The sequence below is a fragment of the Prochlorococcus marinus XMU1406 genome (assembly GCF_017696055.1).
In the GTDB taxonomy this organism is placed as follows: Bacteria; Cyanobacteriota; Cyanobacteriia; order PCC-6307; family Cyanobiaceae; genus Prochlorococcus_A; species Prochlorococcus_A marinus_W.
This window is the reverse complement of record NZ_JAAORG010000001.1, coordinates 18,384-32,538: the sequence shown is the minus strand read 5'-3', so window position 1 is coordinate 32,538 and position 14,155 is coordinate 18,384. Positions and strand designations below refer to the sequence as shown.

Sequence of the window (14,155 nt, the reverse complement as noted above, 5' to 3'; positions counted from 1 at the left end):
ATTAAGTACCTGGCTCTTCGACATTTCCGCCTAATTCAACAATCTTTTTTCTAAGAACTATTGATTTTTGTTCATCACCGTTGGTTTGAGCTATTGCAAGGGCAAACTCTAATTTTTCTAGCTGGTGGCCACCCTCAAAAAAAGATAATTTTTTCTTTATGCGGTTTTTATTATCTTTATATGAAATTTGTGAAGACATAAAAATTCATGCTTTAATAAATATTATGCCAACAAAAGGGGACATTACGAGAGAAAACCAAAAATATTATTTGACTATAAACTTAAACGGAAAAATTTTTTTCTAATATTATATTCAAACGTCTTTCAAATTTATGCCTAATATAAATTTAATCTATTATCTAATTGCAGGTTTTATTTTTGGAGCTTTAGCTTTAAAAACGGGAATTCCTGCGGCTCCTCTTGCAGGTGCTTTAATAGGCTCAAGCATGCTTAGCATTAGTGGCAAAGTCGACATAGCAGATTGGCCAATAGGCACAAGAACAATTTTGGAAATAGGGATTGGAACAGTTATCGGTACATCATTAACAAAAAACTCATTAGTTGATATTCAAAACTTATGGAGGCCAGCCATACTAATAACCTTTACTTTAGTTATTACTGGATTAGCAATTGGCTTATGGACAAGCAGATTACTTAATATAGATGTAATAACAACAATTCTAGGAGCCGCACCAGGAGGAATTAGTGGAATGAGTCTTGTAGGGTCTGAATACGGAGTGGGAGCTGCAGTAGCCACTCTACACGCAGTAAGATTAATTACTGTGCTTTTAATTCTTCCTTTAGTAGTGAAATGCTTGAATGTATTTGGAATAATTAAATCTTAAATTTCTATAGACATATTCACAAAAAAAGATATTTTAAAATAGTGGAAAAGTTTAATGCAAACATTTAAACCAAAAAAACTAATATTATTAACTTTAGGATTATTCACTCCTTTAGTTTTTACTACGTCAAAAGTTAATGCAGGCTCATTTGGGGCGGAAATTTTCTGTACAATGAGAGATGGAGGAAATGATCATGAAAGTAGTTGGGATGCAGCATATACCTATATCAAAAAACAAAAAGGAGGAATTTTCAAAGTCTCACCTAAACAAGCCGCAGCACAAATTACTGAATCAGTAATTAGAGATAGAGAAAGCTTTAGCTATTGTGTAGAGTACCTTGACAAACTTCATCCAAATAGGAAGCTAATAAGAGATTTGCAAAAAGAAAAAGAAAGAAAAGAAAAAGAAAGAAAAGAAAAAGAAAATAAGAGAAAAAAATTAGAAAAAGAATTAGAAGAATCTAATGCAGATTTCTCAGAAGAAACATTTGAACGATACAGCTATTAATAAAAGCTTTGGAATTTTCAATTTTTTGAAGAAGTTATATAATAACTTTCTTTTGTATCTATCAACACTAAATTATATTTTTACAAGCTAATTTAAGCGAAATAATAATAATTAAATATTGACTTTTGATATATTCAGGCCATTATTCAATTAACTAAATGGTCTGAATGCATATTAATGATGCTGTGTTTTTAGAGGATTTATGCCCTAAGTTCAGATTTAGACAATGGCGGAAATCTATTCATAGATTTACAGGCAAAAGTTGTATATATTGCGGAAAACCATCTGAATCTATCGACCATGTAATACCAAGAAGCCAAGGAGGATTAAGTTCAACAGAAAACTGTGTCCCTGCATGTCTTTCCTGTAATGGGGATAAATCAGATGAAAATGCATTGTATTGGTACAGAAGGCAAAAATTTTATGATCCTCGAAGAGCAATGGCTATAAGAGCTTGGTTGGAAGGGGATTTAAGATTAGCTATTAGATTACTGCAATGGGCTAATCCAAACTTTAAGGTAAAAAATGAAAGTTACGAAAAAGATAACTCAGAATATAAAGCAGCTTGACTACCAAACATTACATATTTTTCTAGAGTTATAGATTTCACATATATTTTCCAATTCTCTTGGCGATTCTGGGAATATTAAAATTGTCGAAAATGAAATAAGAAAAACAAATAATTTTTGGTAGAATTTAAAGTTAACTACACCTATTTCTTTCTCGATAAAACGGGGATAACTTTTGCTAATACAGAAAGTTTTTGATTTTAAATCGGGCTTAAGAGCTGTCTTCATCATCAGTTAATACATATGTACTATTTTAGAACAGCATGAAAAGGCCTGCAAGTTTACTCAGCAATAAAAATAAATTTTTAATCTTAGGATGTGGTTTCAGTGGAAGTTTTTTTGCAAAAACTATTAGAAAATTCGGTTGCACTGTTGTAACAAGCTCAAGATCTGCAAGCAGTCATCCAAATAGTTTTGTTTTCGACAGTGAAAGCGATATGGTCCCTGATGAAAAAATTTTTGATGGAGTGACGCATATTCTTAGTTGCATCCCTCCTGACAAAAATGGAAAAGATCCAGTACTGAGAAGTCTTAAAAATGAACTAAAAAGTTTGCCTCTTGAATGGGTCGGCTATTTATCTACAACAGGAGTTTATGGTGACACCAAGGGTACTTGGGTTTCTGAAATTGATGAACCAAACCCTTTTCAAAAGAGAAGTCATAAGAGGTTAAATTGTGAAAAAGAATGGATTGAATCTGGTTTACCTGTTCAAATTTTTAGGTTACCAGGTATTTATGGGCCTGGACGATCAACTTTTGAAGCGATAAAAAATAAAAAAATTCGTGTTATTTCAAAGAAAAATCAGATATTTTCGAGGATTCATGTTGCTGACATTACAAATGCAATTATCTATCTATTACAAAATAAAAATTTATTAAAGTTTTACCAAATTATTAATATTGCAGATGATGAACCCTGTTCTCAGATAGAAGTTATTCAATATTGCTACGATTTACTTGGTTTAACAATGCCAAAGCCAATATTATTTGAAGATGCAAAAGAGGAATTGTCACCAATAGCTAAATCTTTTTGGATGGAAAATAGAAGAGTTTCAAACAAACTTTTATGCGAAACACTCGGATATAAACTAATTTATAAAAACTATAAATTAGGGTTAAAAAATTGCTACCTGAACAGTTAAAAAAAAATTAGAAACTTTTTATGAATTTTCAAAATACAAATAAAATATTGCAGATAGTATTAAGCGTCGGAGATGAGTCAGGTATTGGACCTGAAATAATTTTAAAAGCACTTTGTTCTAATCAGATACCCAAAAATATTGACTTTATATTAGTTGGATCAAAAAAAAATCTACAAAATACATATAAATATCTTAGATCATTAGGATTAGAAAACCTTGCAAATCCTAAAAATTTCAAGATACATGATCTTGAAATTTCTTCATCAGATAATGGCTCTAACTCAAGTTACGGCAATTCAAGTTTCCAATATTTAACAAAAGCAATAGAAATTGTAAAACAATATCCTAATTCAGCACTTGTAACTGGACCAATTTGCAAGAAATCATGGTCTTTAGCAGGTCATTACTTCTCTGGTCAAACTGAAGTACTGGCACAATCATGTGGAGTAAAAAACGTTGGCATGTTATTCACAGCTAAATCACCAATTACAGGTTGGAGATTTAATACTTTATTAGCTACAACTCACATAGCCCTTTCTGAGGTTCCCAAGAAATTAACTACAGAATTAATCCACTCTAAATTGGATCTTTTCAAAGATTTTTGTAATACCTATACCGATAAACCTAGTTTAAAAGTAGCAGGATTAAACCCTCACGCCGGCGAAGAGGGTATTTTAGGTCAAGAAGAGAAAGATTGGCTCAATGATGCATTAATTACTTGGAACGAAAAGAATAAAGGTATTGAATTATTAGGCCCTTTATCACCAGATAGTTGCTGGAATTCTTCTGTAAAAGCTTGGAATGACAAAAATGCTGAAAAGCATGATGGCATTCTTGCTATGTATCATGATCAAGGTTTAATACCAATGAAAGTGATAGCTCTTAATTACTCAGTCAATACCACAATCGGGTTACCTTTTATAAGAACATCTCCTGATCATGGAACGGGATTTGATATTGCTGGCAAAGGAATTGCTCAATCTCAGAGCATGATTGAGGCTATTAAGGCTGCCGTAGAAATGACTAATAATTCAAGACTGCTTAACACGCATTAAAACTTGACCAAATTCAACTGGTGTTCCATTTTCAACGAGAATCTCTACTATTTCAGCATTAAATTCAGATTCAATTTCATTCATTAACTTCATTGCTTCCAAAATGCAAATAGTTTGACCGACCTTAACGTTATTCCCTACTTCGACGAATGGGTCCTCACCAGGCGCTGCAGCCCTATAAAACGTCCCTACCATAGGTGAAGTAATTTCAGTTAGATCAGAACGTCCTAGGGGCGCTACCTGAGGCGCTTCAGGCTCATTAACAACAGAAATATTATCATTCATAGTTTTTTGATTAGCAATTGTTTGCTTATCAAATGAAGTATTAGAAACTAAATTATTAAATACTTGGTTCTGATCAAATACATTCCTTTTAATTTCGAGTTTAAAATCTTCTCCCTCTAGCGAGAACTCTTGTATGTCACTTGTAGAGATCTTCTCTATTAAGCGATTTAAGTCATCATGATCTAATTTCATAGCCATTAATTTTCACGTCCTAGATAACTGTCATTACGAGTATCAACTTTAATCATTTCTCCCACAGAAATAAATAAAGGAACCATAACTTGAGCACCTGTTTCTAGAATAGCTGGTTTCGTGCCCCCACTAGCAGTATCACCTTTAACTCCAGGATCAGTCTCTGTAACTTTCAAAGTAATAGATATTGGAAGTTCTACTTCTAAAACTTTACCATTATGAAAAATTACATTAACCTCCATTCCCTCTTTCAAATACTTTGCACCTTTACCGATTTGTTCAGAGGTAAGTCTTGTCTCTTCAAAACTTGTCATATCCATAAAAACATAATCACCAGACTCCACATAAGTATGCTGCAGGTTAGACTTCTCAAGGATAGCCTGCTGTACTGATTCTCCGGCTCGAAAAGTTTTTTCAACAACGTTGCCGCTTTGAACTGATTTTAATTTTGTTCGCACGAAAGCAGAACCCTTGCCAGGCTTGACATGTAGAAATTCTACAACACGCCAAACTTGCCCATCCAATTCGATGGTAGTACCTGTGCGAAAATCGTTACTGGAAATCATTCCTGTTTTACATCCCCAAGGATCATAAACCTGCAAGAGTGCTATGCAAAAATTCTTATCAAATCAGAACAAACTTTTCTTAATTCTATCTATTGTAATTTTACAAGTTTTTCTTATAAAACCGATCAAAGTACTAGCTGATTTACCTACTGGAAATGCAGTAAAAGATCCTAGTGCAATCCTCAGAAACGCACTCCCTATAAGGCAAGTTGAGTTGCAAGAACTTCAACACAAATTAGAAGAAACTAGTGACCTTGTGAGAGGAGGAAGATGGCCCGCTCTTACGAAAACTGTTACAAAATGTCAATCTTTACTAAAAAAATACCAGAATAAAATTATTCAAGAATTACCAAACGATAAAAAGAAAATTGCTGAAAAAACATTTTTAGAGCTCAAAGAAAATTTTGATAGTCTTCAAGATTACTCTAAATCAAAGGATAAATACTCATTTATAGCGACCCGAAGAGATGCTTTAGATAAAATAGGTGGATTAGAAGAATATTTTCTACCAAATGAATTTCCATACTCTATTCCCCAGGAATTTGATAATTTACCAAGATTACTAGGCAGAGCAAAAGTCAATATAAAAACTTCCAAAGGAGATATGCAAGCTATTGTGGATGGATTTAACGCTCCACTTACAGCAGGAGCATTTATAGATTTATCTTCTAAAAACTTCTACAAAGATTTGCCTATCAACAGAGCAGAAGAATTTTTTGTACTACAAACAGGTGATCCAATAGGTGAAGATATTGGTTACATAGATCCTGAAACAAACGAAGAACGTCACGTCCCCTTAGAAATTAGGATTCCTAAAGAAAAAGAGACTTTTTATAATCAAACTTTTGAAGATTTAGGTCTTTACACAGAGACGCCAACATTACCTTTTGCAACACTTGGAACTCTAGGATGGTCCCATTCAAATACCGCTGTTGATGATGGGTCATCGCAATTTTTCTTCTTTTTATATGAAGCAGAATTAAATCCAGCAGGTCGCAATTTAATTGACGGAAGGAATGCTGCCTTTGGTTATGTTGTAAATGGATTTGATGTATTAGAAGAGCTTACTAAAGATGACATAATAATTTCAATTGATGTTTTAGAAGGGATTAAAAACCTCAAATTAAATGCATAAAGAAATATTAGAAGATATAGGTGAAAAAGAATTAATAAATAGGCTAGGAAAATTTATGCCTAAAAACCAAATTTCAGATGATTGCGCTTTAATCAAAACTAAAAATAACAATTTACTTGTTAATACTGATTCTTTGGTAGAAAATGTTCATTTTAATGACATTAGTATTTGTCCTAAGGACCTTGGGTGGAAAGCAGTTGTAAGCAACATCTCTGACTTATTATCCAGTGGAAGCAAAAAAACTATAGGTATTACAATAAGCCTCGTTCTACCTGCTAGAACTGAGTGGATTTGGGTTGAAGAATTATACAAAGGAATAAATAAAGCATTAAAAGAATATGGCGGGAGGATTCTAGGGGGAGATTGCTCAAAGGGAAATGAAAAAATCATTTCAATTACAGCTTTTGGAATTCAAGGTGAACTTGAATTACGAAGAAACGCATGTAAACCAGGAGATATAATCTTAACTACAGGAATTCATGGTCTTAGCAAACTTGGATTTTTGATACAAAATCAAATTAATTTTGATAATGAATTTTCACTTAATGAAAGATTAATCATTAAGTCCATTGAACATTTTTGTCGCCCTAGAGTTTACCCAAATTTCCTAAATAATCTCCTCAAAACTCGCTCCAATAAAAAAATAAAGAGAATAGGATGCACTGATAGTAGTGATGGTCTATTTCAAGCCTTACAAGATTTAGCAATAGCGAGCGACTGTAAAGCGATCATAAATTATGAAAAAATACCTAAAGATAAGGATTGGCCTAAAGGAGATAAATGGGAGGAATATTATTTTTTTGGAGGTGAAGACTATGAATTAGTTTTCTCATTACCGAAAAAATGGGCAAAGAAATTATCTAAACTTGATAAAGATATTAAAGAAATTGGTTTTTTTGCTGATGGTGAACCATCAATAGAATTTAAAGATAATAAAAAAAACAAATTATTTAATAATAAACCTTTCAAACACTTTTAATTATTCCCAATTTTTAGCAACAATCTCTGCTAAATCTACAACTCTCTGACTATAACCCCACTCATTGTCATACCATGCAAGAACTTTTACAAGGTTATCGCCAATACACATAGTAAGGTCACTATCTACAATTGATGACTCGTTGGTACCTGCATAATCGCTTGATACTAATGGTTCATCTCCATACTTAATAATGCCTTTCATTGAGTTTAGAGATGCTTCCTTGAGAGCATTATTGACTTCTTCAGTTGTAACAGATTTAGAAGATTCAAAAACGAAATCTACTGCTGAAACGTTAGGAGTTGGAACTCTCATTGCAATTCCTGTTAATTTGCCTTTCATTTCTGGATATACCAGTGCTACTGCTTTTGCAGCACCTGTAGAAGTAGGAACGATGTTTGTAGCAGCGGCTCTAGCTCTTCTTAGATCTCTATGACTATTATCTAAAATTCTTTGATCCCCTGTATAACTATGAATTGTAGTCATCAAACCTTTGTTAATCCCAAAAGTTTGGTCTAAAACTTTAACTACTGGAGCTAAGCAGTTCGTTGTACAACTAGCATTACTCAAAATATCAAAATCTTTGTGTTTATATGTATCAGCATTAACTCCAACTACAAAGGTACCAACGCCATCGCCTTTACCAGGAGCAGTTAGGATAACTTTTTTTGCTCCTACTTCTAAGTGCTTACTTGCACCTACATCTGTATTAAAAACTCCAGTAGATTCAATAACCAAATCCACACCCCATTCTTTCCAAGGAAGATTCAATGGGTTTCTATCAGAGAAACACTTAATTGTCTTATTATTAATTACAAAAGTATCATCAGTATACTGAATATCAACACCATCAAGCTGGCCAAGAACTGAGTCATACTTTAATAGATGGGCATTAGTCTTAGGATCTGAGGTCACGTTAATTCCAACTACTTCAATATTGGTGTACGCCCCTCTACTAAGCCAACAACGCATAAAGTTTCGACCAATTCTGCCAAAGCCGTTAATTGCAACACGCAAAGTCATAACTAATAATTTCTAAATGATTAACCTAAGTTGCTGATCATACTGAATTTTGTGCAATAACGTAAGGTTTTTTTGATTTATTAAGCAAATAAGACTAGTTTTGTATTAATTCAAGGGAAAAAAACATTTTTTTTTAAGAAAAAATAGCAAAATTTTACCTAGAAGTTATTTTGATTTAAGTAAAAGATAAACATTGGATAAAGAATTACTATTGAAAAGTCATTTTCATTTTATTGGGATTGGAGGGATTGGAATGTCAGCATTAGCAATGGGTTTACTTAAAAAAGGCTGTTCAGTTTCGGGATCTGATTTAGTTAAAAACGATGAAACTAATAAATTAAAAAAGTTAGGTGCAGTAATCTTTACTTCTCAAGTTGGACAAAATATTGAATTTGTTATTTCAAAATTTACCAACAAATTGATTAATTTTGTTGTAAGCTCGGCGATCAAGCCAGAAAATGAAGAATTTTCGTACTGCAGAGAAAAAAAATTATCAATAAAACATCGTTCAGAGATACTTGCAATGCTAATGCGCACTTACACTACATTGGCGGTATCAGGCAGCCACGGAAAAACATCAACCAGTACATTTCTTTCTACAATACTTGAGTTATGCACACACAATTCTTCATCAATAACTGGAGGAATAATTCCTATCTACAATTCTAATTGTCATTTAGAAAATACAAAATACTTAGTAGCTGAAGTTGATGAATCTGATGGGACAATTAACAAATATAAATCTGACATTGGAATAATCAATAACATTGATTTTGATCATTGCGATTATTTTTCTAATTTAAGTGAAGTCATATCTTCTTTTAAAAGTTTCGCTACAAACTCAAAGAAATTATTAGTTAATTTTGATTGTGAAACCTCAAGAAATAATTTTTATTCTAATTATAAGTGGTCAAACACTACGGCTAAAAACGTAGCCTATGCAATAATCCCAACTGAAATTAACTCAAAGTATTCAATTGGAAAATATTATGAAAATGGAAATTTTGTTAGTAGTTTAAAGATTCCAATTCCAGGATTACACAATTTATCTAATATCACCGCAGCCATAGCAGCTTCAAGAATGCTAGGAGTAGATTTTATAGAAATTAAGCAAAATATAAAATATCTGAAACTCCCAAAAAAAAGATTTGAATTAAGAGGTGAAATAGATGCAAGAAGTATATATGATGATTATGCACATCACCCAAACGAAATAAAAGAGGCGATTAAATTAGGAAGATTATTTATTAAGCAAAAACATAATACGGAAGTTCAAGAAAATAGACTAATAGCTATATTTCAACCCCATAGATACTCTCGAGTAAAGCAATTTACTAAAGAATTCGCCGAAGAACTATCAAAAGCAGATGTTATTTATGTAACCAGTATTTATGGAGCAGGAGAAGGAAACGAAGATAAAATTACTTCAAAAATTATCACTGATCTGATTTATAAAACAAATAAAAATGTTTGTTATGTAAACAATTATTATGAAGTTGCAAAGAATTTTTACGAATTAACTCAAAAAGGGGATTTAATTTTGAATATGGGAGCTGGCGATTGTCATAATTTTTGGTCAATTTTAAATGAAAAAAATAATTAAAATAAGTAATTAATTTATGAATAAAAAGATTTTTTCTGAAAACTGTAATTTAAGTAGTTATACAACTATAAAAGTGGGAGGAGTAGCTGAATATTTTGCGGAACCAAGAAGCATTGAAGAATTTTCATATCTAATAAAATGGGCAATTTTAAACAAACAAAGATGTCAAATAATTGGTGCAGGATCAAATCTTTTAATAAATAATATTTTCATAAAAGGCTTAGTTGTGTGTACAAAAAAATTGAAATCATTAAAGATAGAGCCAAATTCAGGCATTATTGAAGCCGAAGCGGGTGTGATGCTCCCAACATTATCTAATGCTCTTGCTAAAAATGGATTACAAGGAGGAGAATGGGCTGTCGGAATTCCAGGAACATTAGGAGGAGCAATTTATATGAATGCTGGCACAGGTGATTTATCGCTAGCAAAAAATCTTATTTCCGTAAAAGTTATAAATAATAAAACTCATGAAAAACTTGAAATTGAAAAAAAAGATATCAATTTTGAGTATAGATTTAGCTCTTTTCAAACAAATGATTTGACAATTATTAGTGCAAAACTACACTTTGAGCCTAATGGCAATCTAAAACAATTAATTCAAACAACCAAAAATAACCTTAAATTTAAAACAGAAACACAACCATATAATCAACCAAGTTTTGGTAGTGTTTTTAAAAATCCTGAAAATAATTATGCAGCAAAATTAATTGATGAAATGGGTTTAAAAGGATTTAAAATTGGCGATGCTGAAATTTCTACAATACATTCAAACTTTATAATTAACACTTCTTCAGCGAGTTCAAGAGATATTTATGAATTAATAACAGTAATTCAACAAAAAGTACTACAAAACAAAGGAATTTTTTTGCAACCGGAAGTAAGAATGATTGGTTTTGACTATCCTAACTAAAGAAACTTTTTTACAAAATGGCGGGTTTTGGACTTCCTAACTTTGGGCAACTTACAGAAGCTTTTAAAAAAGCTAAACAAATTCAGCAAGATGCTCAAAAATTACAAGATGAACTTGAAAATATGGAGATTGAAGGAAAAAGTGATGATGAAATGATAAAAGTCTGGATAAGTGGTAACCAACTTCCTTTAAAGGTAGAAGTACAAGAAAATATTTTAAATGCAGATAAAGAAAAAATAGAGAGAAACATTTTACAAGCTATTCAAAAAGCTCATGAATTATCAACTACAACTATGAAAGAGAGGATGAATGATTTGACTGGTGGATTAAATCTTAATCTTCCTGGTTTTGATAATAGTGACTCTTAGAAGACTCCATCATTTCTTTATAAAAAGAATATCTTTCAAAGGATTTATTTAAATTACAGCCCTCATCGTTTAAATGTAAGCAGTTACGATATTTACACTTAATTCCTTTATCGATTACTTGTTTATATATTTCTGAATAAAGATTTGGTAACAACCTAAAATTAACCTCTAGAGGTTGCATATTAAAACCAGGAGTATCCACAATGTAACTTTGATTTGATATAGAAAATAACTCAACATTTCGAGTAGTATTTTTACCTCTCTTAATTTTATTAGAAACTGGAGCAGTACTATTTTGAAGACCTGGGATTATCATATTAAGTAAAGTTGTTTTCCCAACACCTGATGGGCCCATAAAAATTGAACACTTTTTTTGCTTTAACTCAACTAATAAATTATTAAAGTTATTAGATTTCTCTAAATTCAAAGTTATCGCTTGATAACCCCATTTCTCAAATTTATCAATTAAAAAAGATTTTGTCTTATCCGAAATTAAATCACATTTTGTCAAAACTAATGACACTTCAACTCCCATAGATTCTGCTGATATCAAAAACCTATTAACTTGAGAAAAATTTAACTCTGGCTCTGCAACGGAAAAAGTAATATATATGCTAGAAATATTTGCAACTGAGGGTCTAACTAATAAATTTTTTCTTTTTTTTAGAGTTGTTATTACTGCACGTTTGCTTTTGAAATCAATTTTGTCAATTACTACTTCGTCTCCAACATAAATTAATTGATCCTTAAAATTTATCGATTTCCTCACCTTACATAAGAATTTCTCATTATTTCCAAAGTTTTCTTGATTTGTTAAGTCAACTAAAAAAAAATCATTAAATTTTTTCGTAACTAAACCTAAATATTTACTATTAGTTTTCATTCAATATTTGTATTTTTATAAATTTTTCATTTTCTTTAATTTGTTTAAACAAACATCCCATCTCTTTTAAATTGTTTAATACCATTTCTTCTGGTTCACCCTTATCTAGTTCGATTATAAGCTGTTCATTTTTGGATAACTTCTCTAAAGCCAATTTGATCTTGACAACATTTAAAGGACATGGAACAGATTTAAGATCCAAATGCTTTAAAGAAGTCATTAGGATTCTTTTCCAAATAATTTACTAAAAAGTCCACTACTGGAATTAATATTTTTATCTGAATATTGAGAAGCTAAACCCTCTAAAAGCTTTCGTTCTTCGTCAGTTATACGAGTTGGCAATTTTACCTTTACTAAGACTTCATGATTTCCTCTAGCAACTGGATTACCAAGTCTAGGTACCCCTTTATTCTCAAGTGAAAGAGTTGTATTAGGCTGGGTACCACTTGGAATTTTTAAATTAACATTTCCATCAACTGTAGTAATTTCAACAGTATCTCCTAAAATAGCTTGTAAATAATTCACAGCTATTTCTGAGTAAATAGTCACACCATCTCTTTTAAGTTGTGAATCATTCTTAACCTTAATAAACACATAAAGATCTCCAGGCGGGCCCCCTTTCAAGCCAACATTTCCCTCTCCTGAAACTCTTAATTTAGTGCCAGTATCAACTCCTGCAGGAATATTGATTCTTAATTTTTTTCTGACTTGCTTTACTCCATTACCACCACAACTTACACATGGATCTGCAATTATCTGACCAGTTCCGTTACATGAAGGACATTCAGCTACTTGTGTGAAATTACCAAAAGGTGTTCTCGTAGCTCTTCTAACTTGTCCACTTCCTCCACAGGTTGAACAAGTTTTTGGTCCGGTTCCTGGCTTAGCACCTGTTCCCCTACAAACTTCACATGTCTCTAGATGAGGAATTTTAATTTCTCTTTGTTGGCCAAATATTGCATCTTTAAAGTCGACATTAAGGTCATAACGTAAATCATCTCCTTGTTGAGGACCTCTTCTTTGAGTTCTTCCTCCCTGAGGATTTTGTCCGCCAAATCCATTAAAAAAAGTTTCAAATAAATCCGCAAAACCGCCCATATCCCCCATATCAGGCATACCAGCGGCACCTCCAAGGCCAGCCTCTCCAAACTGATCATATCTAGCTCTTGTTTCAGGATCGGCTAATGCTTCATAAGCCTTGCCAATTTCTTTAAATTTATCTTCAGCGCCAGGTTCTTTATTAACATCAGGATGGTATTGTCTCGCTAATTTTCTATAAGCCTTTTTTAAGGTATCTGCATCAGCATCTCTTGAAACTCCAAGTATTTGGTAAAAATCAGCCATTAGATAATGATCAAAAAAGAATTTGGAATTTATACATCTTCAGAAGTATTTACCTCTGAGTCAATATCCCCTTCAACTGTATCCTTTTCTACTTCCTGTTGTGAATTTTGTTTACCAGGCCCCATAGAAACCTTAACCAATGCATGTCTTAAAACCTTTCCTTCTAAATGATATCCTCGCTGCAATTCTTCAATAATATAATCTTCATTCAACTCTTCACTAGGCTCTCTTAATACAGCTTCATGTAAATTTGGATCAAATTGCTGACCAACAACTCTCATCGGTGACACTCCCTGTTGTTTTAGAACTTCTACCAATTGTTTATACAATCCTTGATAACTTCTATGAAGAGCTTGAGCTTCTTCACTTTCTGGTTTAAGTTGTTGTCTTGCTCTCTCAAAATTATCAACTATAGGCAGTATTGCAGTTAAAGTCTTTGAAACAAGTTGTATTTTTAAATCGTCCTGATCTCTAGATTGCCTTTTTCTAAAATTATCAAAATCAGCTGAAATTCTTACATATTGATTTTTTAATGTTTCATGCTCTTTTTCTAATTGTTCTAATCTTGCATCATTATTGGAAATAGTATTTTTTAATTCTTCAGTATTTATTTCTTCTGTTTTATGAAGAGATAATTCATCATTTTCAATCTTTAGATCTTTCTCTGATGAAGTTTCTTCAGGAAGATTATCCTGATTAGCGACATCATTATCTTTATTATCGGTAATGTCTGATTGATTTTCGACCAT

18 protein-coding genes are annotated in these 14,155 nt (G+C 32.0%); 10 read left to right on the top strand and 8 right to left on the bottom strand.

Annotation, left to right across the window (positions count from 1 at the left end):
• Position 1 precedes the first annotated feature (1 nt).
• Positions 2-199 carry a hypothetical protein gene (locus tag HA149_RS00165; protein ID WP_032523824.1) on the bottom strand — a complete coding sequence of 66 codons (198 nt, stop codon included), beginning with the start codon at positions 197-199 and terminating at the stop codon, positions 2-4.
• Between the two features lie 133 nt (positions 200-332).
• On the opposite strand from HA149_RS00165, the gene HA149_RS00160 reads away from it, so the two are divergent.
• From HA149_RS00160 to pdxA, 5 genes are all read left to right on the top strand, one after another.
• Positions 333-845: an AbrB family transcriptional regulator gene (locus HA149_RS00160; protein WP_209111922.1), complete on the top strand. Its 513-nt coding sequence runs from the start codon at positions 333-335 to the stop codon at positions 843-845.
• 54 nt (positions 846-899) lie between these two features.
• Positions 900-1,352 (top strand): DUF6554 family protein, encoded by a 453-nt coding sequence (locus HA149_RS00155; RefSeq protein WP_209111920.1) that lies wholly within the window; start codon positions 900-902, stop codon positions 1,350-1,352.
• 167 nt (positions 1,353-1,519) lie between these two features.
• The gene (locus HA149_RS00150; protein ID WP_209111918.1) at positions 1,520-1,921 is read left to right on the top strand and encodes an HNH endonuclease; all 402 of its coding nucleotides are present in this window, start codon (positions 1,520-1,522) and stop codon (positions 1,919-1,921) included.
• A 263-nt stretch (positions 1,922-2,184) separates the two neighbouring features.
• Positions 2,185-3,063, top strand: coding sequence for an SDR family NAD(P)-dependent oxidoreductase (locus HA149_RS00145; RefSeq protein WP_209111916.1), 879 nt, complete (start codon positions 2,185-2,187; stop codon positions 3,061-3,063).
• A 20-nt stretch (positions 3,064-3,083) separates the two neighbouring features.
• Positions 3,084-4,118 carry a 4-hydroxythreonine-4-phosphate dehydrogenase PdxA gene (gene pdxA, locus HA149_RS00140; protein ID WP_209111914.1) on the top strand — a complete coding sequence of 345 codons (1,035 nt, stop codon included), beginning with the start codon at positions 3,084-3,086 and terminating at the stop codon, positions 4,116-4,118.
• Here the strand turns inward: pdxA and accB are convergent.
• Positions 4,095-4,601, bottom strand: a complete 507-nt coding sequence (accB, locus tag HA149_RS00135) for an acetyl-CoA carboxylase biotin carboxyl carrier protein (protein ID WP_209111912.1) — start codon at positions 4,599-4,601, stop codon at positions 4,095-4,097. The two genes, pdxA and accB, sit on opposite strands and share 24 nt — an antisense overlap.
• Entirely contained in the window at positions 4,601-5,161 is a 561-nt protein-coding gene (efp, locus tag HA149_RS00130; protein ID WP_025965121.1) for an elongation factor P, read from the bottom strand. Before efp ends, accB begins: the two co-directional genes overlap by 1 nt.
• A gap of 43 nt (positions 5,162-5,204) precedes the next feature.
• Between efp and HA149_RS00125 the strand changes: the two genes are divergently transcribed.
• On the top strand, positions 5,205-6,296 hold the full coding sequence (locus tag HA149_RS00125; protein ID WP_209111910.1) for a peptidylprolyl isomerase: 1,092 nt from the start codon (positions 5,205-5,207) through the stop codon (positions 6,294-6,296).
• A complete protein-coding gene (thiL, locus tag HA149_RS00120) occupies positions 6,289-7,275 on the top strand; it encodes a thiamine-phosphate kinase (RefSeq protein WP_209111908.1) in 987 nt (328 codons plus the stop codon). Before HA149_RS00125 ends, thiL begins: the two co-directional genes overlap by 8 nt.
• Here thiL and gap read toward each other — a convergent pair whose 3' ends face one another.
• Positions 7,276-8,298 (bottom strand): type I glyceraldehyde-3-phosphate dehydrogenase, encoded by a 1,023-nt coding sequence (gap, locus tag HA149_RS00115; protein WP_209111906.1) that lies wholly within the window; start codon positions 8,296-8,298, stop codon positions 7,276-7,278.
• A gap of 193 nt (positions 8,299-8,491) precedes the next feature.
• Between gap and murC the strand changes: the two genes are divergently transcribed.
• The 3 genes from murC to HA149_RS00100 are packed head-to-tail and all read left to right on the top strand — an operon-like array spanning position 8,492 to position 11,179.
• Entirely contained in the window at positions 8,492-9,901 is a 1,410-nt protein-coding gene (gene murC / locus HA149_RS00110) for a UDP-N-acetylmuramate--L-alanine ligase (RefSeq protein ID WP_209111903.1), read from the top strand.
• Positions 9,902-9,917: 16 nt separating this feature from the next.
• On the top strand, positions 9,918-10,811 hold the full coding sequence (gene murB / locus HA149_RS00105) for a UDP-N-acetylmuramate dehydrogenase (protein WP_209111901.1): 894 nt from the start codon (positions 9,918-9,920) through the stop codon (positions 10,809-10,811).
• Positions 10,812-10,828: 17 nt separating this feature from the next.
• Positions 10,829-11,179: a YbaB/EbfC family nucleoid-associated protein gene (locus HA149_RS00100; protein WP_209111899.1), complete on the top strand. Its 351-nt coding sequence runs from the start codon at positions 10,829-10,831 to the stop codon at positions 11,177-11,179.
• On the opposite strand, the gene rsgA is transcribed toward HA149_RS00100, so the two are convergent.
• From rsgA to grpE, 4 genes are read right to left on the bottom strand one after another with little or no spacing between them, the layout of a single operon-like run.
• Positions 11,145-12,062: a ribosome small subunit-dependent GTPase A gene (rsgA, locus tag HA149_RS00095; RefSeq protein ID WP_209111896.1), complete on the bottom strand. Its 918-nt coding sequence runs from the start codon at positions 12,060-12,062 to the stop codon at positions 11,145-11,147. The genes HA149_RS00100 and rsgA overlap by 35 nt on opposite strands.
• Positions 12,052-12,282, bottom strand: coding sequence for a sulfurtransferase TusA family protein (locus HA149_RS00090; RefSeq protein WP_209111893.1), 231 nt, complete (start codon positions 12,280-12,282; stop codon positions 12,052-12,054). The genes rsgA and HA149_RS00090 overlap by 11 nt, the downstream gene beginning before the upstream one ends.
• On the bottom strand, positions 12,282-13,406 hold the full coding sequence (dnaJ, locus tag HA149_RS00085) for a molecular chaperone DnaJ (RefSeq protein WP_209111891.1): 1,125 nt from the start codon (positions 13,404-13,406) through the stop codon (positions 12,282-12,284). Before dnaJ ends, HA149_RS00090 begins: the two co-directional genes overlap by 1 nt.
• A gap of 29 nt (positions 13,407-13,435) precedes the next feature.
• On the bottom strand, positions 13,436-14,155 hold the full coding sequence (gene grpE, locus HA149_RS00080) for a nucleotide exchange factor GrpE (protein ID WP_209111889.1): 720 nt from the start codon (positions 14,153-14,155) through the stop codon (positions 13,436-13,438).

Bases quoted from the DNA above. Each gene is read 5' to 3' on its own strand.
- HA149_RS00165 (WP_032523824.1), bottom strand. From the start codon at position 199: ATGTCTTCACAAATTTCATATAAAGATAATAAAAACCGCATAAAGAAA.
- HA149_RS00160 (WP_209111922.1), top strand. From the start codon at position 333: ATGCCTAATATAAATTTAATCTATTATCTAATTGCAGGTTTTATTTTT.
- HA149_RS00155 (WP_209111920.1), top strand. From the start codon at position 900: ATGCAAACATTTAAACCAAAAAAACTAATATTATTAACTTTAGGATTA.
- HA149_RS00150 (WP_209111918.1), top strand. From the start codon at position 1,520: ATGCATATTAATGATGCTGTGTTTTTAGAGGATTTATGCCCTAAGTTC.
- HA149_RS00145 (WP_209111916.1), top strand. From the start codon at position 2,185: ATGAAAAGGCCTGCAAGTTTACTCAGCAATAAAAATAAATTTTTAATC.
- pdxA (WP_209111914.1), top strand. From the start codon at position 3,084: ATGAATTTTCAAAATACAAATAAAATATTGCAGATAGTATTAAGCGTC.
- accB (WP_209111912.1), bottom strand. From the start codon at position 4,601: ATGGCTATGAAATTAGATCATGATGACTTAAATCGCTTAATAGAGAAG.
- efp (WP_025965121.1), bottom strand. From the start codon at position 5,161: ATGATTTCCAGTAACGATTTTCGCACAGGTACTACCATCGAATTGGAT.
- HA149_RS00125 (WP_209111910.1), top strand. From the start codon at position 5,205: ATGCAAAAATTCTTATCAAATCAGAACAAACTTTTCTTAATTCTATCT.
- thiL (WP_209111908.1), top strand. From the start codon at position 6,289: ATGCATAAAGAAATATTAGAAGATATAGGTGAAAAAGAATTAATAAAT.
- gap (WP_209111906.1), bottom strand. From the start codon at position 8,298: ATGACTTTGCGTGTTGCAATTAACGGCTTTGGCAGAATTGGTCGAAAC.
- murB (WP_209111901.1), top strand. From the start codon at position 9,918: ATGAATAAAAAGATTTTTTCTGAAAACTGTAATTTAAGTAGTTATACA.
- HA149_RS00100 (WP_209111899.1), top strand. From the start codon at position 10,829: ATGGCGGGTTTTGGACTTCCTAACTTTGGGCAACTTACAGAAGCTTTT.
- rsgA (WP_209111896.1), bottom strand. From the start codon at position 12,062: ATGAAAACTAATAGTAAATATTTAGGTTTAGTTACGAAAAAATTTAAT.
- HA149_RS00090 (WP_209111893.1), bottom strand. From the start codon at position 12,282: ATGACTTCTTTAAAGCATTTGGATCTTAAATCTGTTCCATGTCCTTTA.
- dnaJ (WP_209111891.1), bottom strand. From the start codon at position 13,406: ATGGCTGATTTTTACCAAATACTTGGAGTTTCAAGAGATGCTGATGCA.
- grpE (WP_209111889.1), bottom strand. From the start codon at position 14,155: ATGGTCGAAAATCAATCAGACATTACCGATAATAAAGATAATGATGTC.